Here is an 18,984-nt window from a genome sequence, read left to right on the forward strand (position 1 = left end):
CAGGAGGACAGGATGAACATCGGACAAGCAGCCCGGTTATCCGGCGTTTCGGCGAAGATGATTCGCTATTACGAGCAAATAGGCCTGATCCCGAGAGCGGCTCGCTCCGATGCGGGATACCGCCACTACGGCATGTCGGACGTGCATGGCCTGCGTTTTATCCGGCGCTCACGCGACCTGGGTTTTTCCGTTGAGCAGATATCTGCGTTGCTGATGCTGTGGCACGACCGCGAACGCGCCAGCGCCGATGTTAAAGCCGTAGCGCTATCCCATATCGCCGTGCTGAAAGCCAAGATTGCGCAACTGCAGACGATGGCGCAAACGCTGGAACGCCTTGCCGGCCATTGCCACGGCAATACGCGCCCCGACTGCCCTATTCTGGCAGGTTTAGCGCAACCGGTGGCGCTCATCGCGCCGCGCCAAACGCCGCATTTCGGGGTGATGCGCGAGCCGAAACCACGACGACCGCGTGAATCGTCATAAAAAGAGTTTGACCCTGTCACGCTGGCAAGCTTTACCGTTATCAAACACCGTAATCGACGAGGAGAGTAAAAATGATTCGTTTTCATATTCCAGCCATGACCTGCGGCGGCTGCGCCAGTTCCGTCACCCGGGCGTTGCTGAACGTTGACCCGCAGGCGCGCATTCAAACCGATCCGGCCAGGCGGGAAGTGCTCATCGACAGTGCGTTGCACAGCGCTGCCTTCGGCGCCGCGCTGGACGAAGCCGGTTTTCCTCCGGCCGAGCCGGATTAAGCGGCGCATCAGGTCTAGCGCAGCTGTTCGATAAGAAAGTGGATATCGTACAGCCAGCGTTTGGCGCGCGCGGAACGCACCAGCATCGACACGCACAGCGGCCGGGGGTGTTCTTTGCAGGCGGAGGGGGAAAACCAGCGGCCGGTGTTGGTCGGCGGCTGGAAATACAGCTCGTGGTTATAGTTGCCGCTGTCGACGCCGAAGGTATCGAAGTAGCGGCGCATCAGCGTATTGGAATCGCTGAACGACAGGTTGAGCTCGGTGTTGATCTCGGTTTCCGGGGTGATGACCACGCCCTTCTTCAGCCGCCCTGATGCGTTGAAGGCGGCGATAAGCGCGATGACCTGTTGCTGAATGTCTTCTGCCATGACGACCTCGAGCCGGTATGAATAAAAGAGGAATGCGGTTCTCTGTCTGACTCTGCCTGCCCCGGCGAGTTCTGGCCGCCGGCCGGGTTTTCCGTTTCTTTACACTTTCCATAAAAAACCGCGCGCAGCCACACTCCCGGCGCGCGCGGTTGACGGTTAGCGGCTGAGCGTCGTCTTGTCGGCGATGACGCCGTCCCCCTGCCGCTCGGCGGCAACGCCGCCGCCCAACACTTTATACAGGGTGGCCTGATTGTCATACGCGGTCTGCTGCGCGGCGATCAGCGCCTGCTGCGCCGTGTACAGCGTGCGCTGCGCGTCCAGCAGCGTCAGGTAGCTGTCAACGCCCTGGCGGTAACGCAGCTCGGCCAGGCGATAATATTGCTGCGCCGCCGCCACATAGCCGGTCTGCGCCGCCAGCTGCTCCTGCAGCGTGGCCTTGCGCGCCAGCGCGTCGGCGGTTTCCTGAAATGCCGTCTGCACCGCTTTCTCATAGGTGGCGACATACAGGTCTTTCTGCGCCTGGGTGTAGTTCAACTGAGCCGTGTTATAGCCGCCGCTGAAGATCGGCAGGCTGATGCTCGGTGCGAACGACCAGACGCCGGCTCCGTGGCTGAACAACGAGGAGAGTTCACCGCTGCCCACCCCGCCGCTGGCGGTCAGGCTGATCGACGGGAAGAACGCCGCCCGCGCCGAGCCGATATTGGCGTTGGCGGATTTCAGGTTATGCTCGGCCTGCAGCACGTCCGGCCGCTTCAGCAACACTTGCGAAGAGACGCCGGCCGGCAGATCGCGCATGATCCCGCCGAGCGCCTCGATGCCGCTCGGCAGCAGGCTTTCCGGCACGCTTTGCCCCACCGCCAAATCCAGCGCGTTTTTCGCCTGCGCGGCGCTGGTAGCGTAGCTGGCGGCGTCCGATCGCGCCTGCTGATAGACGGTTTCCGCCGACGCCACGTCAACCAGCGACGCAATCCCGTGCTGTTGATTGTTGCGCGTGACGTCCAGCGACCGTTTGGCGCTCGCCATCGTCTGCTGCGCCACCGCCAGATTGCTGCGCTCGGCCGCCACCGCCACCCAGTCGGTGACGATATCGGCGATCAGCGTCAGGCGAGTGCTTTTCGCCGCCTCCGAGTTCGCCAGATAGGTTTCGAACGCCGCGCGCGACAGGCTGGCGTTTTTGCCGAACAGATCCAACTCGAATGCGCTGACGCCGGCCGCGGCTTCGTAGCTTTGGCTCAGCGCGGTGGCGTTGCCGCTGCCGGTCAGCGCCCGCCCGCGGCTGCCGTCGGCGGTGGCATTGATTGTCGGGAACAGCGCCGAGCGCTGCTCGCCGTACAGGGCGCGCGCCGACGCGATATTGGCGATCGCCTCGCGCAGATCGCGGCTGCCGTTCAGCCCCAGCGCCACCACCTGGCGCAGCCGGGCGTCCTGGACATAGTCGCGCCAGGCGACGTCCGGGTAGCTCAGCGCCTGGTTGCCGCCGGCCTCGCCCTGCGGCAGGTTGGCGGGCACCGGCGCCGCCGGGCGCTGGTAGTGCGGATCCAGCGACAGGCAGCCGGTCAGCAGCAGCGGTAAAGTTAACATCATGACTCGTTGCAACACGTTATTCTCCTGCCTGTGACGGCGGGTTGGCGGGCCGACGGGCAAACATGCGGCGCACCAACACATAAAACAGCGGGACGAAAAAGATCGCCAAGGCGGTGGCGGTGATGGTGCCGCCGATGATGCCGGTGCCGATGGCGATGCGGCTGTTGGCGCCGGCGCCGCTGGATACCGCCAGCGGCAGCACCCCGGCGGTGAATGCCAGCGAGGTCATCAGGATCGGTCGCAGGCGCATGCGCGCCGCGTGGACCGCCGCGCCAATCAGCGTTTCACCCCGCTGGTGCATCTCCTCGGCGAACTCGACGATCAAAATGGCGTTCTTCGCCGACAGGCCGATGATGGTGAGCAGCGCCACCTGGAAGTAGATGTCGTTTTCCAGCCCGCGCAGGGTGATCGCCAGCAGCGAGCCCACCACGCCCATCGGCACCACCAACATCACCGCGAACGGAATCGACCAGCTCTCATACAGCGCCGCCAGGCACAGGAACACCACGATCAGCGAAATGGCGTACAGCGACGACGCCTGGCCGCTGGTCAGCCGCTCCTGATAGGACAGCCCGCTCCAGGAATAGCTGCTGCCGGCGGAGAATGTTGCCGCCAGCTTCTCCATCTCGCTCATCGCCGTACCGGAGCTGACGCCGGTGGCGCCCTGCCCGGTGATCTCGAACGACGACAGCCCGTTATAGCGCGACAGGTTTTCCGGCCCGTAGATCCAGTGCGAAGACGCGAAGGCGGAGAACGGCGTCATGCTGCTGGCGCCCGACGCGTTGGTGCCGCGCACAAACCAGCGGTCAAGATCTTCCGGCTTGGCGCGGTACTGCACATCGCCCTGCATATAGACTTTTTTCACCCGGTTGCGATCGATAAAGTCGTTGATGTAGGTGCTGCCGAACGCGCTGCTGAGGGTGCTGTTGACGTCGGCGGCGCTCAGGCCGAGCGCCTGCAGCTTGCCGTTGTCGATCTCCACCTGCAGCTGCGGGGTATCCGGCAAGGTGTTGGCGCGCACCGCCAGCAGCGATGGATTGCCGGCGGCCGCGGCAACGATCTGGTCGCGCATCGCCTGCAGCTCGGCGCGGGTGGTCGCCCCTTTGGCCTGCAGCTCGAAGGTGAAGCCGTCGGACTGGCCGAAACCGTCGATCGCCGGCGGGCTCATGGAGAAGACCTGGGCGTCGCGCAGCGTAGCGAAGTGCGCCATGGCGCGTTTGGCGATGGCGTCGGCGGTGTTCTCGCTGCCGCTGCGCTGGCTCCAGTCTTTGAGGCTGACGAACGCCATGCCGGCGTTTTGCCCGCTGCCGCTGAAGCCGAAACCGTTAATGGTGAAAATGGTGCTGACGTTGGCCTTTTCCTGGTCGAGGAAATAGGCGGTCACCGCCTCGCTCACCGCCGAGGTGCGCGAGGCGGTGGCGCCGGCCGGCAAGGTGTACTGCACCATCACCGTGCCCTGATCCTCGTTGGGCAGAAAGCCGGTCGGCAAGCGCAGGTACATCACGGCCGCGGCGATCAACAGCAGGCCATACAGCAGCAGATAGCGCGTCGGCCGGTGGATTACCCCGCCGACCTTGTCGGCGTACTTCTCCTGCATCCGCTCATAGCCGCGGTTGAATTTGCCCAGCCAGCCCTTGTCGGTCTGCGCGTCGTGCGCCGGCTTCAGCAGCGTGGCGCACAATGCCGGCGCCAGCGTCAACGCCAGCACCACCGACAGCACCATCGAGGAGACGACGGTGATCGAAAACTGGCGATAGATCACCCCGGTGGAGCCGCCGAAGAACGCCATCGGCAGAAACACCGCCGACAGCACCAGCGCGATGCCGACCAATGCGCCGGTGATTTCACGCATCGATTTCTCCGTCGCCTCGCGCGGCGGCAGCTTATCCTCCCGCATCACGCGCTCGACGTTTTCCACCACCACGATGGCGTCGTCCACCAACAACCCGATCGCCAACACCATGCCGAACAGCGTCAGGGTATTGATTGAATAGCCGAACGCCGCCAGCACGCCGAAGGTGCCCAGCAACACTACCGGCACGGTGATGGTCGGGATCAGCGTGGTACGCAGGTTTTGCAGGAACACGAACATCACCACCACCACTAACGCCACCGCTTCGAACAGCGTTTTCACCACCTCCTCGATCGAGATATTGATAAAGTCGGTGCTGTCTTTCGGGTAGGCCACCTTGTAGCCCTGCGGCATCGCGCTTTGGTATTCCGCCACCTTGGCCTTCACCAGCTTGGCGGTGTTGAGGGCGTTGGCGCCCGCCGCCAGCTTGACCGCGATCCCCGCCGCCGGGTGGCCGTTGAGGCGCGCGCTGGCGGAGTAGTCCTCGTTGCCCAGCTCAATTCGCGCCACGTCGCCCAGCCGCACCAGCGCGCCGCTGCTGTCGCTTTTCAGGATGATATTGCGAAACTGTTCCGGCGTTTGCAGCCGCGACTGCGCCTTTACCGTGGCGGTCAGCTGCTGATCGGCGGCGGCCGGCAGATCGCCGACCTTGCCGGCGGACACCTGGGTGTTTTGCGCTTCGATCGCCGTCTGCACGTCGGAAGGCATCAGCGCATAGCTCGCCAGCTTGGTCGGATCCAGCCAGATGCGCATCGCGTATTCCGAGCCGAACACCTGCACGTCCCCCACGCCCTCGATGCGCGACAGCGGATCCTGCAGGTTGCTGACCAGATAGTCGGAGATATCGGCCATCGTCGCCTTGTCGCTTTCGTCATACAGCCCGACGATCAGCAAGAAGCTGCTCTGGGATTTCTTGACCGTCACGCCCTGCGCGGTAACCGCGCTCGGCAAACGGCTTTCCGCCTGCTGCACCTTGTTTTGCACCTGCACCTGAGCGATATCCGGATCGGTGCCCTGATCAAAGGTGACGTTGATGCTGACCGAGCCGCTGGAGCTGCTGGTCGAAGAAAAATACAGCAGGCCGTCCAGGCCGGTGAGCTGCTGCTCAATCACCTGCGTGACGCTGTTTTCCAGCGTTTCCGCGTCCGCGCCCGGGTAGGTGGCGGAGATGGAGATCTGCGGCGGCGAGACGTCCGGATACTGCGAAACGGGCAACGAATTGATCGACATCAGGCCGCACAGCATGATGATGATGGCGATCACCCAGGCGAATACCGGCCGCCGGATAAAGAACTGCGCCATATCACTGCTCCCCGCGTTGGGTTTTGTCGACCGAAACCTCAACCGGCTTCACCGCGGCGCCGATCGTAACCTTGCTGGTGCCTTCGACGATCAGGCGATCGCCTTCGTTCAGCCCGCTGCCGATCAGCCAATTGCTGCCCACCACCCGTTCGGCGCTGACGGTGCGCTGCGCCACTTTGTTCTGTTCGTCCACCACCAACGCGGTGGCTTCCCCTTTGGCATTGCGGGTTATGCCCTGCTGCGGCGCCAGAATGGCTTTGGGATCGACGCCGTTATCCACCGTGGCGTGGACATACATACCGGGCAACAATTCATGTTCGGGGTTGGGGAACACCGCGCGCAGCGTGACCGAACCGGTGGCTTCGTCCACCGCGACTTCGGTCAGCTCGAGCTTGCCGGCATGGGCATAAGGCGTACCGTCCTCCAGCTTGATGGCGACCGGCGTGACCGCGCTGCGCTGTAACGCCGCCTGCTGGCGCCGCAGTTTAAGCAGCTGGGCGCTGGACTGGGTCAGATCGACATAGATCGGGTCGAGTGCGCGGATGGTGGCCAGCGCATCGCTTTGGCTGGCGGTGACCAGCGCGCCCGGCGTCACCGACGAGATGCCGATGCGGCCGGCGATCGGCGCCCGCACCTGGGTATAAGCGAGGTTGATGCGCGCCGTCTCCAGCGCCGCCTGATATTGAGCCACCGACGCCACGGCCGCCAGATAGGCGGCTTTGGCATCGTCCGCATCCTGCTGAGAAACGCCGTTCTCTTTCACCAGCGCCGCATAGCGCTGCGATTTGAGCCGGGTGGATTGCACCGTGGCCTGGGCGTTTTTCAGCTGGGCGGCGGCCTGATCGTAGCTGGCCTGATAGCTGGCAGGGTCAATTTGATACAATACCTGCCCGGCCTTGACCTCGGCCCCTTCGGTAAACAGCCGCTGCTTGATGATGCCGTCGACCTGCGGCCGCACGTCGGAGGTCATGGTGGCGTTGACCCGGCCGGTCAACTCGCTGCTCAGGGTCACTGACTGGCCGCGCAGCGTGACCACGCCGACCTCCTGTTCTGCGCCCGCGCCGGCTGGCGCACCGGCGTTTTGCCCATCGCAGGCGGCCAACAACAGCGACAGCCCGAGCACCAAAAACGTTTTCCTCTGCATTGCAATACGATCCCATTGAGAATGACTATTCTCAATATATCGAATGCCGACATTCGCTTCTGAAAGGGTTGCGTAAGGATTCGGTAAAATCTTGTCGAAGCGGGAAATGGTGGAGCAATATCGCTCAGCGTGGTTTCAGCAAACTGGCGCAGCGGTTTTTAGCCAATGCAATAAAGCGTTCCACTTCAGCCGAGGGCTGCGCCACGTAGGATTTTTAGGGTTTAACCAGCCTGAACACCGTTTTGGTGTGCCAATAGTAGTCGATTGCCGCCGCGATATCCGGCATCCACCCGTCCGGCTCATAGGGCACGAAGCCGGAAAAGCCCAGCCTGCGGGCAGAGACCTGGAACCCCGCGGCGGAGAAAATGCGCGCATAGTCGGCCAGCGACCGATCCTGCACCACGGTATGGGTTTCTGCAGCCACCCGTTCACGCCACTGCGGCCACAGCGGGTTGCCGGTGTGGCAACCGGTCACCGCATAGTAAACGCCGCCCGGCTTCAGCACCCGCAGTATATCGGCAGCATGCTGGGCAATATCGTCGATCAGATAGATGACTTCATGACTGAAGGCGATATCGAAATGGTCGTCCCAGCCGTTCAGCCGCGTATCGGTTTGATAAACCACCGGCAGATGCCCTTTCAGCCGGTTGGCTTCATCGACGGACCGGCGAGCGATATCAACGCCAAGCCCCTGCTGAAATGGGCGGAGCTGGTACAGCAGGCGCAGAAAACCGCCCTGATTGCAGCCGAAATCCAGCACCTTCACGCCGGACAGTTCGTTTTCCGGCACCAGGCCGATAAGATGCCGCCAGATGGGCGCATGGCCATCGGCCATGGCCTCTTCCGCGCGCGGATCGCGATACCAGGTGGGAATAGTCGAGGGTGAATCGGTCATGATTTTCTCCTTGTGTCAGCGCTAAGCCAACCACAGCCGATCGTGACAAACAACCCGGTGCGCATTTTTTGAACATTGCGCGGTATTACCGGCCGTGCCTTGGCAGTTGGCTGGTCACGCAGTGAATGCCGCCGCCGCCGGCGGCGATGGCGTCGATCTCCAACTGCACCACCTTGCGCTGCGGATAGAGCGCCGTCAGCAGCGCTAGCGCCGCCCGATCCGCCTGCGGATCGCCAAACTCCGGGGCGATCACCGCGCCGTTGATGACGAAATAGTTGATGTAGCCCGCCGCAAAATCCGGGTTGTTGCGGCTGAATCGGCTGTCGCGCGGCGCCAGCGGCGGCGAAAGCGTATGCACCTGCAGCCGGCGGCCGTCGGCGTCGGTCGCCGCCTTGAGGATCGCCAGATGTTGCTGGGTAACCGCATGGTCATAAGAGGCCGGATCGGTGTCCAGATTGGCCACCACCACGCCCGGCCGCACGAAGCGGGCGTAAAAATCGACGTGGGCGTCGGTGATGTCCCGGCCTTTAATGCCCGGCAGCCAGATAATTTTGCGCAGTCCGAGCATCGCTTTCAGCTCCTGCTCCACCCGCTCCCGGCTCCAGCCCGGATTGCGGTTCGCATTCACCCAGCTGCTCTCGGTCATGATGCCGGTGCCGTGCCCGTCCACTTCGATACCGCCGCCTTCACCCACCAGTACGCTGCGGCGCAGTTGAACGGCACCGTAGCGGTTGGCGGCAAACGCCGCCAGGCGCGCATCCCTGGCATGCCGCTGTTTATTGCCCCAGCCGTTGAAGTTGAAATCCACCGCCCCGAGTTCGCCGGCGCCGTTGACGACGAAATTGGCGCCGAAATCGCGCACCCAGATGTCATCCAGCTCGGTGACGACATAGCTGACGTTGTGACTGCCGCAGGTGGCCTCGGCCAATTGCCGTTCATTGCCGCGGCAAAATACCGTCACTGGCTGAAACTCGGCGATGGCGCGGGCGATACGCCCCTGCGCCGCCTGCACATCCGCCGTGAATTCGCCCCAGATGGCCCGCTGCGCGCCTAAGGCGAGAAACGCCCGCTGCTGCGGTTCCCCTTCGTCGGGCATCCGCCAGGCCGGATTAAGCGCAGCTTCTGCGTGACTGCGTAACGGAATGCCTAACGAGGCCGTCAAACCGACCCCGGCAACGGCGGAAAGCTGTTTAATAAACACGCGACGAGTTGACATTGAAGACCTCTTTTAATCATTTATAATTCAAAAGGTTAAACGAATAATTCACGTTTATGCGGTTGAATCTTATGCTAATCTTCCCCTGGCACCGCGACAAACGATATATTTAGCGGACATCTGATTAGACAGGCTTATCGATAATGTTAAAGCACTGGCCCCCCTTGAGCGCGCTACGCGGCTTCGAAGCGGCAGCGCGCCTGGGCAGTTTTCATCAGGCAGCCGAAGAGCTGCACCTTACCCAGTCGGCCATCAGCCAACAGATCCGCAGCCTCGAAGCGTTTCTGGAGCAGCCGCTGTTCTTCCGCACCGGCCGCAGCGTGGCGCTGACCGACGCCGGCCACGATCTGTTCAGCACCGCGCAGGTGATGCTGCAACAGCTGGCGGTCGGCATTCGCCGTTTGGATCAGTACCGCAAACCCAACCAGCTGATCGTCAACACCACCCCGGCTTTCGCCCGCCACTGGCTGACGCCGCGGCTGGGCGACTTCAATCGGCAGCATCCGCAGGTCGACCTGTGGCTGTTCACCAGCTTTGAACCGCCGAATATGGCGACGGACAGTATCGATCTGGCGATCCGTGACGATCTCAGCGCGCAGGCGGACTGCACCTTTAACCTGCTCTGCAGCGACCGGCTTTATCCCGCCTGCCACCCCAGCCTGCTGGCGTTGGCGGCGGAGCAGCGCGTGACTCTGCACGGCGAACGGGAGATGGACTGGAGCCACTGGACGGTGGCGGGCGGCGCGCACGTCGGCCAGCGCGACAGCGGGCTGAACTTCTCCGATCCCGGTCTGCTGCTGGACGCCGCCTGCAATGGCCTCGGCATCGCGTTGGTCAGCCAACTGCTGGCGCAGCACGCGCACGACGCCGGGCTGCTGCAACCGTTAACCGAGCAACGCGTGCGCGGCGCCAACTGGGCGTGGCTGCTGCACCGCGACAGCGAACACAACCCGCTCGCCCGCCACTTCTGCCAATGGCTGCAGTCGGCGCTGCCCGCCGGCGGATAACGCGCCACGTCACGATTCGCCACTCTGGTCAGGCGGCCCCGCCTGACCGCTGCTACCTTCAATAAAGCGCCGCAATAGCCCGAAGAAAACGCGCTAACCTGCTGTTTCAAAATAATTAGTTGAATTCACCTGATAACTGAACATCGCTAAAAGGATCGTCTATGTCTGCCGGTTTATTGAAAACGATAGCTCTGAGCGTGGCCCTGGCCTGCCCCCTTCCCGCCGCCTTTGCCGCCGATCTCACAGCCGGTGCGGTCGCCGCCCCGGATCGGTATGGCGCTAACGTCGCCGCGCAGATTCTGCGGGGCGGCGGCAATGCGGTCGACGCAGCGGTCGCCACCGCCTTTACCCTGGCGGTCACCTACCCTGAAGCGGGCAATATCGGCGGCGGCGGCTTTATGACGCTGTACGTCGACGGCAAACCCTATTTCCTCGACTACCGCGAAGTGGCGCCCAAGGCCGCCGGTAAAACTATGTATCTGAACGAGAAAGGCGAAGTGATCGAAAATCTTAGCCTGGTGGGCAGCCGCGCCGCCGGCGTGCCGGGCACCGTGCTGGGGTTGTGGGAAGCGCATAAACGCTTCGGCAAGCTGCCGTGGGCCGAACTGCTGACGCCGGCGATCGGCTACGCCCGGCAAGGTTTCACCGTGGCGGATCAGCAGTATCAGTACCGTGAAGACGCCAACAAGCTGTTCGCCGGGAAAACCAACTTCGGCGACTATTTCGGCGCCATGAAGCCCGGCGCGGTGTTCAAACAGCCGGAGCTGGCGGCCACGCTCGAGCGCATCGCCAAGTCGGGCGCCGACGATTTTTATCACGGCGAAACCGCGCGCCTGCTGGTGGCGCAAATGCAGCGCGACAATGGGCTGATCGGCGCGGCGGATTTGGCCGACTATCGGGTGAAATGGCGTGAACCGATGCGCATCAGCTGGCGCGGCAACACCGTATATACCGCCCCGCTGCCCAGCTCCGGCGGCATTGCGCTGGCGCAGCTGCTGGGGATAAAAGAGGATCGCGCCGCCGATTTCAAGGGGGTGCCGCTGAACTCGGCGCGCTATATCCACCTGCTGGCGGAAATCGAAAAACGCGTGTTCGCCGATCGCGCCGACTACCTCGGCGACCCGGATTTCACTCACGTGCCGGAAGCGCAGCTGATCGCCCCCGACTACCTGAAGAAACGCGCCGCCGAGATCAACCCGACGGCGATCTCGCCGACCGAACAGGTGCGGCCGGGGCTGGAAACCCACCAAACCACCCACTTCTCGATCGTCGATGCCGCCGGCAACGCGGTCAGCAACACCTATACGCTCAACTGGGACTTCGGCAGCGGCGTGGTGGTCAAAGGCGCCGGCTTCCTGCTCAACGACGAGATGGACGACTTCAGCGCCAAACCCGGCGTCGCCAATGCCTTCGGCGTGGTGGGCAGCGACGCCAACGCCATCGAGCCGGGCAAACGCATGCTCTCCTCGATGAGCCCGACCATCATCACCCGCGACGGCGAGGTCAGCCTGGTGATCGGCACGCCGGGCGGATCGCGCATCTTCACCTCGATCTTCCAGGTGATCAACAACCTCTACGATTATCATCTGCCGCTGGCGCAGGCAGTGGCCGCCCAGCGTGTGCACCATCAGCTGTTGCCGAAGGACACCCTCTACTATGACAGCTTTGCCCCGCTGACCGGCAAACCGGCGGACGAGCTGAAAGCCATGGGCTACACCCTCGAAGACCAGGGCTGGAACATGGGGGATATACAGGCTATCCGCATCGATGGCCGCACGCCGGAAACCGCGTCCGATCCGCGCGGCCGCGGCGTCGGCCTGGTGGTGAACAAGTAACGCCCCGGCGGCCCGCCTATTCCATGTGTATCTAATGAGCATGGAATAGGTCATCTATCTATGATGCTATACAATAAAAATCTCATCAGAGATATTATGACGATAATTTTGACGACAGTTCATGGAAAAACAACGACGTTTATCCTCAAGAAATGCCTAAAAAACATATAATAATGGCAAAATTCTGGGCACTTCACCTCTTTGCTCTATGTCATGATAACTAAGGACAGATTAATGAAATTATTAATGCCATGCATGGCATGTTTCCAAGAGCTTGGCCATCCTACAAATGAATTAACTACGTTTGAATTTCGCGATGACGGGCGATACGAAACATGTTGTACACGTGGACATAAGTCGGTAACCGTATTGCAACAGCAGAAATTCGAAATCCTTTTTGATATCGGTGCAAACGCAATTTTGGATGGCTATTACCGAGAAGCTGTATCGTCGTTTACGTCAAGCTTGGAGCGCTTTTATGAGTTTTGTATAAAAGTTCTCTGTAAAAAGAGAAACATTGAAAACGATGTTTTCTCAATTGTATGGAAACAGGTTTCTAACCAATCCGAACGGCAACTCGGTGCTTTTCTGTTTCTTTGGGCGAGCGAGTTTGGTGAGTTGCCGCAACTCTTATCCAGTAAGGATACAGGTTTTAGGAATAGCGTTATTCATAAAGGAAAAATCCCCACAAAGGAAGAGGCGCTTGAATATGGCGGGACCGTACTGGCTATCATCCGTCCAAAGATCGCTCAACTTAAATTACAGTGTGAGGAAGAAATAGAAAGAGTCACATTTGAATATATCCAGAGCTGCTCAAAGTTAGTGGAAGGACAAGTGCAAGGAGGAACAATGTGCGCAAATACCATTGTTAGCCTCACAGCAGGCGAAGAAAAACACAATACTCAGACGTTGGAAGATGCTTTGGCTGGAATTTTGGTATGGCGACAAATGGTGGCATCAACTAAAGGCATAACAAAAATGTAAGCGCCGCGCCTACTACCCGGAAGCCAACGTGCTGGTGCCGTTGCATTACATCGATGAGGAGAGCGGTACGCCTTCGTACAAATCGGTGCCAATCCGCGTGAAATTGAGATCCAAAGAGGTGCGCGCGGTTAAGATCGCTTAGTAGGAATGCTTTGGCCCCCACAGGCATCTGATTGGGGGCCATTTTTATCCGACTACGGAGCGGCGTCCTATTTGCCGTTGGCCAATTCACCGTACACCACCTGGCCGCGGAAACCGCGCCGCACCTGCTGGAACAGCTCGCGGAACGCCGGGTAATCCTGCGCCTGGCACAGCGCCTCCTTGCCGCGAATGGCGTTCACCTGCAGCTGATGATTGACGATCACCTGCTGCCCGTCGCGCCGCCACGCCACGCGATAGTCGCCCGCCGCATTGCGGAACTGCCTGTCTTGCGGAATGGCGATGATCGGCACGTTGGCCGGCAGCTGCAGACGGTAGGTTTCGTCGTAGCGCTGCGCGCTGCAGTAGAACGGCGTTTCGTTGCCCGGCGCCGCCGTGGTGGTGTACAGCGTGCGGAACGATTTGCCGCCGGGCGGATTGGGCAGCGTCATGCCACCCACCACGCCGAAATCGACGTAGTCGTCCGCCTTGAAGCGGAAGCGGTAACCGAACTGTTTTTTGAGATCCAGCGGATCGCTGTTCATCGCCACCTCGCCGCTGCCGTCGATGCCGGAGGCGGACATGATCGACGCTTCGGCCTGCGCCCGGTTCTGCCGGTTGATCTGCGAGAAGTAGCCCCGCAGGTCAATCTCTTCCACTTCGCTCAGCCGACGCTCGGTTTGCCCGTGCAGATTACCCGCTTTGTCGAACACAAAATCGACGCTCAGCGCGCTCTTGACCGGCTGCTCGTCGCTGCCCGGCGTGCGCGCCAGCTTGGCGTCGCGCGTCAGCAGCACCGGCGCCCCCAGATCGCCTTCCGGCAGTTGCCCGAAGCGCGCCCACGGATTGGTGGAATCCAGGTACAGTTTGAATTCCGGCACGTAGGTGATGGCGTGATTAAAGCGGCTGAGCAGCGGCACCTTAGGCAGTATCGGGCCTTCGTCCATGCCGATCAGCACCGGCGAGCTTGCAATGCCCTTGGCGGCAAGCAGCGCCTCCAGGATCACCACGTGATCCTTGCAGTCGCCGTAGTGGTTGTCGAGAATGCTCTGCGCCGAATTCGGCTCCAGCCCGCCGTTGCCCAGATACACCGCCACGTAACGAATGTTTTGCGCCACCCAGCGATAGAGGGCCTCCGCCTGCTCGCGCCGATCGCTGATGCCGGCGGTGATGTTGTCCGCCAACGCCTGGATGCCCGGCGTCACCTTCGCCGCCGCGCCGGCCTTCAGTTGGTAGGCCTTGGCCAACTGCGGCCACTCGCGGTAGGTGCTGGCCATGATGGTCGGGCTGAAGGTCCAGCTGTCCGCCGCCCAGTTTTGCGATTTCATCGGCGCGCTGCGTGAATAATGCCAGCGCCAGTGCGCCTGCCCGTCGCGGATCTGCGGCTGGTCTCCGCCCGCCACGCCGCGCGTGAAGATATGCATCGGCAGCTTGGCCGGCGCCTGCAGCGTCACTTCGGCGTCGTCGAACTGGTCGAAAACGCTGAACGTCTCCCACAGGCCGAAATAGTCGGGGAAATACGGGATGTTTTGCGTGCGGCGCAGCTCATACACCACGCGCGATCCCGGCGCCAGGTTGGAGAACACGATGACGCGCACTTTGCGGTCGGCATACAGCGGCGCCGTGGCGCTGGAGTAGCTTTCCTGGGTATAGATGCGATCGGGCGCCACGTCGTGGCGCTGGCCGTCGGCGGTCAGCGTATAGGCGGCGACCACCTCCAGCGTTTCCATTTTTTCGCTGTAGCTCAGGCGGATCTGGCTGAATTTCTCGACCGCCGCCTTGGTCTTCAGCAGTACTTCGTAGCTTTCCGTCTTCACGTTGGTGGCGTTGGCGTTGACGCGGTAATCCGCGCGATAGCGTACGAAGCTGAAATCGTTGTTGGCCGTGTCGTTCTGGCCCTGATCCGCCGCGGCGGGCGGTGCGACGGCCAACACGGTGGCCGGGTGCGTCGCCGTCAAACCGGCGAATAACAGCAGGGAAGGAATAGCGATTTTCATCTTCGGTCCTTGAAGGGCAATAAACAGCGACGCCGGGGCGTCAAAACAGGCGGGCACACTAATATAATTGAGAATCATTTTCAATAAACGAACCGTCAACGCCCGTGTTAGCCCTGTTCGATCAGCATCACGGCGGTGGTCTCCGGCTCCAGCGCTTCGAAAACGTGCTCGCGATCGGCGGAATAGCTGATGTAATCGCCGGCGCTCAGCTCCTGCGGCTGGTCTGCCGGCCCCAGGCGCGCGCGCCCGCTGCTGATAATCACATGTTCGACGGTGCCGGGAGGATGCGGCCGGGAAAGCTTGGCTTCTCCGGGCTGCACCCGCAGCCGGTAAATGTCGCGCTGCGCCCCCGGCGGGCAGGTGGCCAGCAGCGTGGCGGCGTAGTTGCCCTGCTCCGACAGTGCCGGCGTTCCCTCATGGGCGCGGATCACCTGCACCTGCCTGCTCGGCTGTGAAATCAGCCGGCTAACCGGCACATCCAGCGCCATCGCCAGCGCCCATAGCGTTTCCAGGCTGGGATTGCCGCTGCCGGCTTCCAACTGCGACAGCGTGGACTTGGCGATGCCCGCGCGCTTCGCCAGTTCGGTGACGGACAGGTTCACTCGCTCCCGCTCGCGGCGGATCGCCGCCGACAAGAGGCCGATCGGCGTGATGTTCTGCATTAGGCTATCGCTCATTGTTCGCTATACCATCCATTTGTTCGACTTGACGAACACTCGTATTCATGTTCATCATAATGTTCGATTGTTCATTTTAATGATTGCACCGCTTTGCCGCAAGTGCGGGCAGGCAACGAGGGAAACCACATGAAAACGAAAACGCGCGGCGCAGTGCAAATGATCCTCGCCATGACCATCTCCGGCACCGTGGGGTGGCCGGTGCTCGTTTTAGGGCAGCCGCCCGCGACGGTGGTGTTTTGGCGCTGCGCGTTCGGCGCGCTGGCCATGCTGGCGACCTGCGCCGCACTCGGTCAGCTGAAATCAGGCGCGATCAACCGGCGCCAGCTGAGCTTCGCCATTCTGGGGGGAATCGCCCTGGTGCTCAACTGGACGCTGCTGTTTGCCGCCTATGCGCATGCCTCGATCGCGGTCGCCACCGTTACCTACCACGTTCAGCCGTTCATGTTGGTGGCGCTGGGGGCGCTGCTGTTCGGCGAAAAGCTGACGGCTAATCGGCTGGGCTGGCTTCTGCTGGCGTTCGCGGGAATGGTGTTGATCGTCACCGGCCGGCAAAACGGCGGCGGCGGCGATGACTATCTGCTCGGCGTGGCGCTGGCGCTGGGCGCGGCCCTGATGTACGCCATTGCGGCGGCGATCGTCAAACAGCTGGCCGCGCTGCCGCCGCAGCTGATCGTGTTGATTCAGCTGACCGTCGGCGCGCTGGTGATGGCGCCGTTCGCCGGCCTGGCCACGCCGCCTGCGGCCCCGATCGACTGGCTGCTGCTGGCGACCCTCGGCCTGGTGCATACCGGCTTGATGTCCACGCTGCTGTACGGCGCCATTCAGAAGATCCCCACCTCTCTGGTCGGCGCCCTGTCGTTCATCTACCCGGCGGTGGCGATCGTGGTGGACTGGGCGGCGTTCGGCCACCGCCTCAGTCTGTTACAGCTGCTGGGCACGCTGGCGATCCTGGGCGCCGCGGCGGGTATGAACTTCGGCTGGCGGCTCTCGCCGGTCGCCCGGCGGGCTGATACAACCGGTTAATCCCGTCCGGCGGGCAAGCTATGCACAATAAGGCATTCGTCTTGCGCCCGGCGCGGTGTTATTTATTTACACCGTGTAGGGTAGAAGGAGTTGGCCATGTGGCATCACCGCCTGCAACGGCGCATCCGTTTCAGCTACTGGAACGAACTGTGCATCGCAAAAAATAAGGGAAGGCGCAAGCCTTCCCTTTTGTCATTCACCGCCCAGCTCAGAAGCGATCGGTTTTCACCACCTCGTCGAACGGCAGTTTGCCGATGCGCGGATAAGGCTGCCCCGCCGCCTTGCCGATGGCGACCATCAGCGCGATCTGATAGTGCGCCGGTTTGTTGATGATCTCGCTCACGGCGTCGAAATCAAACCCGTCCATCGGGCAAGAGTCGTAGCCCTGCGCCTTGGCCGCCAGCATCAGCGTCTGGGCGAAGATACCGCTGCTGCGCATCACTTCGTCGCGCTGCACCTGCGGCTTACCGCGATAATACTGATCGACGGCCGGGATCATGAACTGCTGTACCGGCTCCGCCGCCTCGGCCCAGACGTTTTTTACCTGTGACTCCCAGCTCGACAGATCGCCGCACAGCACGACCAGCATCGGCGCATCGGTGACCTGTGCCTGCCCCCACGCCGCTTCGCGAATTTTCTCGCGCTGGGCGCGATCTTCGATCAGCAGCGGGCGCCAGTGCTGCAGGTTAAAAGCGCTGGGTGCGCCCTGCAGCGCGATAGTCAGCAACGCTTTTTTCTCTTCGAGCGTCATCACGTGCTGCGCATCAAACTGTTTGGTGGCGCGGCGCTGGCGGATTGCGTCTAACGTATTCATTTTACTGCCCCTGTCCATGTGAAAGATCCTATTGTCGCCAACGCGACGCGGCTGTCCAGCCCCCGACGGCTATTTCTGCGCGGTTTCGGCGCGCAAACGGCTGACCTGCGCGGTCAGATCGGGCCACGGCGCCTGACCGGCGTAGTGCTGCCGCAGATAGTTGAGTAGGATGGCGATCTGCGCGTCATCCAGGTTATGGCGGAAGCCCGGCATATAGCCCAGTTCGGCGTTCGCCGGCCGCTGTATGCCATCCAGCACCACGCGAATGGCGTTGTCCGGCGCCTCGGCGAACAGGTTGGTGTTCAGCGCCAGAGAAGGCCGCACCCCCGCCATCTGCGCGCCCTTTTCCTGCGCATGACAAGCCATGCAGGCGCCGGAAAACAGCCGCGCGCCTTTCGAGCTCAGGGGCTCGACCTGCCGCTCCGCCTTAGCGTTCAACGTGGCCGCCGTCGCGCCCGCCGCCGTTTCAGGATGATAGCTGCGCAGATAGACGGCGATCGCCTGCAGATCCGCCTGCGGCAAGCGGGACAACCCTTCTTCGATCACCGGCGCCATCGGGCCGGCGGCCACGCCGTGGTTGGCCGAGTAGCCGGTACGCATGAAATCGACCAGATCCTGCTGCGTCCAATCGAGCGGCGCGGGCGAGCGGCCGGTCAACGCCGGCGCCGTCCAGCCTTCCGCCACGCCGCCGGCCAGGTGGTCGCTACCGGTTTTCTCGCCGAACAACACGTTGCGCGGCGAGTGGCAGGCGCTGCAGTGCCCCAGCCCTTCGGCCAGATAAGCGCCGCGGTTCCAGGCGGCGCTTTGGGCCGGGTTTTCCTGCATCGCGCCCGGCGTCAGGAACAGCAGGTTCCAGGCGAAGATGCCCTGGCGGATATTGAACGGAAAGTGCAGGTCGGTGGCCGGCGGTCGATAGTTGACCGGCGGTTGCGACATCAGGTAGGCGTACAGCGCCTGCAGATCGTCGTCACTCGTGCGGGTAAAGGCGGTATAGGGAAACGCCGGATAAAGATAGCGGCCCTGGCGATCGACGCCGTGGCGCATGGCGCGTTCAAACGCCGCGTAGCTCCAGCTGCCGATGCCGGTTTCCACGTCCGGCGTGATGTTGGTGGTGTAAATGGTGCCGAAGGGGATCGCCATCGCCAGCCCGCCGGCGTTGCGCTCGCCGCCCGAACGGGTGTGGCACACCGCGCAATCGCCGAGATCGGCCAGCGTTTTGCCGCGCGCGATCTGCGCCTCGCTGAAACTGTGCGTCGCGTCGGCGGAGAGCGGCGCGATTTCCGGTTGCCAGCTGGCGACAACGCCGGCCACCACCACGGCGAGCACCGTAACCCCGCCCCACCCGGCGATCTTTTTCATCTTACTCATCTTTGCTGTCCTTGTTCGTGAC

The 18,984-nt window shown here is 62.2% G+C and carries 16 protein-coding genes and 1 pseudogene; 7 read left to right on the plus strand and 10 right to left on the minus strand.

Annotated elements, in window-relative coordinates:
• The first annotated feature begins 12 nt into the window (after positions 1–12).
• Together cueR and ACJ8IM_RS20270 are read left to right on the plus strand one after the other, a co-directional pair.
• On the plus strand, positions 13–483 hold the full coding sequence (gene cueR / locus ACJ8IM_RS20265; protein ID WP_033653133.1) for a Cu(I)-responsive transcriptional regulator: 471 nt from the start codon (positions 13–15) through the stop codon (positions 481–483).
• A 74-nt stretch (positions 484–557) separates the two neighbouring features.
• Positions 558–755, plus strand: coding sequence for a heavy-metal-associated domain-containing protein (locus ACJ8IM_RS20270; protein WP_165791029.1), 198 nt, complete (start codon positions 558–560; stop codon positions 753–755).
• 14 nt (positions 756–769) lie between these two features.
• Here ACJ8IM_RS20270 and ACJ8IM_RS20275 read toward each other — a convergent pair whose 3' ends face one another.
• The 6 genes from ACJ8IM_RS20275 to ACJ8IM_RS20300 form a co-directional block, all read right to left on the minus strand.
• Positions 770–1,123, minus strand: coding sequence for a DUF1493 family protein (locus tag ACJ8IM_RS20275; protein WP_033653130.1), 354 nt, complete (start codon positions 1,121–1,123; stop codon positions 770–772).
• A gap of 156 nt (positions 1,124–1,279) precedes the next feature.
• On the minus strand, positions 1,280–2,722 hold the full coding sequence (locus tag ACJ8IM_RS20280; protein ID WP_033653129.1) for an efflux transporter outer membrane subunit: 1,443 nt from the start codon (positions 2,720–2,722) through the stop codon (positions 1,280–1,282).
• Between the two features lies 1 nt (position 2,723).
• Positions 2,724–5,861, minus strand: coding sequence for an efflux RND transporter permease subunit (locus tag ACJ8IM_RS20285; RefSeq protein ID WP_033653128.1), 3,138 nt, complete (start codon positions 5,859–5,861; stop codon positions 2,724–2,726).
• A 1-nt stretch (position 5,862) separates the two neighbouring features.
• Positions 5,863–7,005 carry an efflux RND transporter periplasmic adaptor subunit gene (locus ACJ8IM_RS20290; RefSeq protein ID WP_033653127.1) on the minus strand — a complete coding sequence of 381 codons (1,143 nt, stop codon included), beginning with the start codon at positions 7,003–7,005 and terminating at the stop codon, positions 5,863–5,865.
• Between the two features lie 214 nt (positions 7,006–7,219).
• Positions 7,220–7,900: a class I SAM-dependent methyltransferase gene (locus ACJ8IM_RS20295; protein ID WP_033653125.1), complete on the minus strand. Its 681-nt coding sequence runs from the start codon at positions 7,898–7,900 to the stop codon at positions 7,220–7,222.
• A gap of 85 nt (positions 7,901–7,985) precedes the next feature.
• Entirely contained in the window at positions 7,986–9,116 is a 1,131-nt protein-coding gene (locus ACJ8IM_RS20300; protein ID WP_033653124.1) for an agmatine deiminase family protein, read from the minus strand.
• A gap of 143 nt (positions 9,117–9,259) precedes the next feature.
• Between ACJ8IM_RS20300 and ACJ8IM_RS20305 the strand changes: the two genes are divergently transcribed.
• The 4 genes and pseudogenes from ACJ8IM_RS20305 to ACJ8IM_RS20320 form a co-directional block, all read left to right on the plus strand.
• Complete coding sequence (locus ACJ8IM_RS20305; RefSeq protein WP_033653123.1) at positions 9,260–10,123, plus strand: LysR substrate-binding domain-containing protein; 864 nt, start codon at positions 9,260–9,262, stop codon at positions 10,121–10,123.
• 161 nt (positions 10,124–10,284) lie between these two features.
• A complete protein-coding gene (gene ggt, locus ACJ8IM_RS20310; protein ID WP_033653122.1) occupies positions 10,285–11,958 on the plus strand; it encodes a gamma-glutamyltransferase in 1,674 nt (557 codons plus the stop codon).
• A gap of 234 nt (positions 11,959–12,192) precedes the next feature.
• On the plus strand, positions 12,193–12,942 hold the full coding sequence (locus tag ACJ8IM_RS20315) for a hypothetical protein (RefSeq protein ID WP_050501251.1): 750 nt from the start codon (positions 12,193–12,195) through the stop codon (positions 12,940–12,942).
• Positions 12,943–12,949: 7 nt separating this feature from the next.
• Positions 12,950–13,084 (plus strand): annotated as a pseudogene (locus ACJ8IM_RS20320) (hypothetical protein); the annotation flags it as partial.
• 67 nt (positions 13,085–13,151) lie between these two features.
• On the opposite strand, the gene ACJ8IM_RS20325 reads toward ACJ8IM_RS20320, so the two are convergent.
• A complete protein-coding gene (locus ACJ8IM_RS20325) occupies positions 13,152–15,077 on the minus strand; it encodes a DUF3857 domain-containing protein (RefSeq protein WP_033653121.1) in 1,926 nt (641 codons plus the stop codon).
• A 107-nt stretch (positions 15,078–15,184) separates the two neighbouring features.
• Positions 15,185–15,754, minus strand: a complete 570-nt coding sequence (locus tag ACJ8IM_RS20330) for a helix-turn-helix domain-containing protein (RefSeq protein WP_033634588.1) — start codon at positions 15,752–15,754, stop codon at positions 15,185–15,187.
• A gap of 129 nt (positions 15,755–15,883) precedes the next feature.
• On the opposite strand from ACJ8IM_RS20330, the gene ACJ8IM_RS20335 reads away from it, so the two are divergent.
• Positions 15,884–16,780 carry a DMT family transporter gene (locus ACJ8IM_RS20335; protein ID WP_033653120.1) on the plus strand — a complete coding sequence of 299 codons (897 nt, stop codon included), beginning with the start codon at positions 15,884–15,886 and terminating at the stop codon, positions 16,778–16,780.
• A 208-nt stretch (positions 16,781–16,988) separates the two neighbouring features.
• On the opposite strand, the gene ACJ8IM_RS20340 is transcribed toward ACJ8IM_RS20335, so the two are convergent.
• Positions 16,989–17,594 carry a nitroreductase family protein gene (locus ACJ8IM_RS20340; protein WP_033653119.1) on the minus strand — a complete coding sequence of 202 codons (606 nt, stop codon included), beginning with the start codon at positions 17,592–17,594 and terminating at the stop codon, positions 16,989–16,991.
• A 69-nt stretch (positions 17,595–17,663) separates the two neighbouring features.
• Entirely contained in the window at positions 17,664–18,962 is a 1,299-nt protein-coding gene (locus tag ACJ8IM_RS20345; protein WP_033653118.1) for a c-type cytochrome, read from the minus strand.
• Positions 18,963–18,984: the final 22 nt, after the last annotated feature.

This window comes from Serratia sp. CY33525 (assembly GCF_052169115.1).
Taxonomy (GTDB): domain Bacteria; phylum Pseudomonadota; class Gammaproteobacteria; order Enterobacterales; family Enterobacteriaceae; genus Serratia; species Serratia sarumanii.

Bases quoted from the DNA above. Each gene is read 5' to 3' on its own strand.
- cueR (WP_033653133.1), top strand. From the start codon at position 13: ATGAACATCGGACAAGCAGCCCGGTTATCCGGCGTTTCGGCGAAGATG.
- ACJ8IM_RS20275 (WP_033653130.1), bottom strand. From the start codon at position 1,123: ATGGCAGAAGACATTCAGCAACAGGTCATCGCGCTTATCGCCGCCTTC.
- ACJ8IM_RS20285 (WP_033653128.1), bottom strand. From the start codon at position 5,861: ATGGCGCAGTTCTTTATCCGGCGGCCGGTATTCGCCTGGGTGATCGCC.
- ACJ8IM_RS20290 (WP_033653127.1), bottom strand. From the start codon at position 7,005: ATGCAGAGGAAAACGTTTTTGGTGCTCGGGCTGTCGCTGTTGTTGGCC.
- ACJ8IM_RS20295 (WP_033653125.1), bottom strand. From the start codon at position 7,900: ATGACCGATTCACCCTCGACTATTCCCACCTGGTATCGCGATCCGCGC.
- ACJ8IM_RS20300 (WP_033653124.1), bottom strand. From the start codon at position 9,116: ATGTCAACTCGTCGCGTGTTTATTAAACAGCTTTCCGCCGTTGCCGGG.
- ACJ8IM_RS20305 (WP_033653123.1), top strand. From the start codon at position 9,260: ATGTTAAAGCACTGGCCCCCCTTGAGCGCGCTACGCGGCTTCGAAGCG.
- ggt (WP_033653122.1), top strand. From the start codon at position 10,285: ATGTCTGCCGGTTTATTGAAAACGATAGCTCTGAGCGTGGCCCTGGCC.
- ACJ8IM_RS20315 (WP_050501251.1), top strand. From the start codon at position 12,193: ATGAAATTATTAATGCCATGCATGGCATGTTTCCAAGAGCTTGGCCAT.
- ACJ8IM_RS20325 (WP_033653121.1), bottom strand. From the start codon at position 15,077: ATGAAAATCGCTATTCCTTCCCTGCTGTTATTCGCCGGTTTGACGGCG.
- ACJ8IM_RS20330 (WP_033634588.1), bottom strand. From the start codon at position 15,754: ATGAGCGATAGCCTAATGCAGAACATCACGCCGATCGGCCTCTTGTCG.
- ACJ8IM_RS20335 (WP_033653120.1), top strand. From the start codon at position 15,884: ATGAAAACGAAAACGCGCGGCGCAGTGCAAATGATCCTCGCCATGACC.
- ACJ8IM_RS20340 (WP_033653119.1), bottom strand. From the start codon at position 17,594: ATGAATACGTTAGACGCAATCCGCCAGCGCCGCGCCACCAAACAGTTT.
- ACJ8IM_RS20345 (WP_033653118.1), bottom strand. From the start codon at position 18,962: ATGAGTAAGATGAAAAAGATCGCCGGGTGGGGCGGGGTTACGGTGCTC.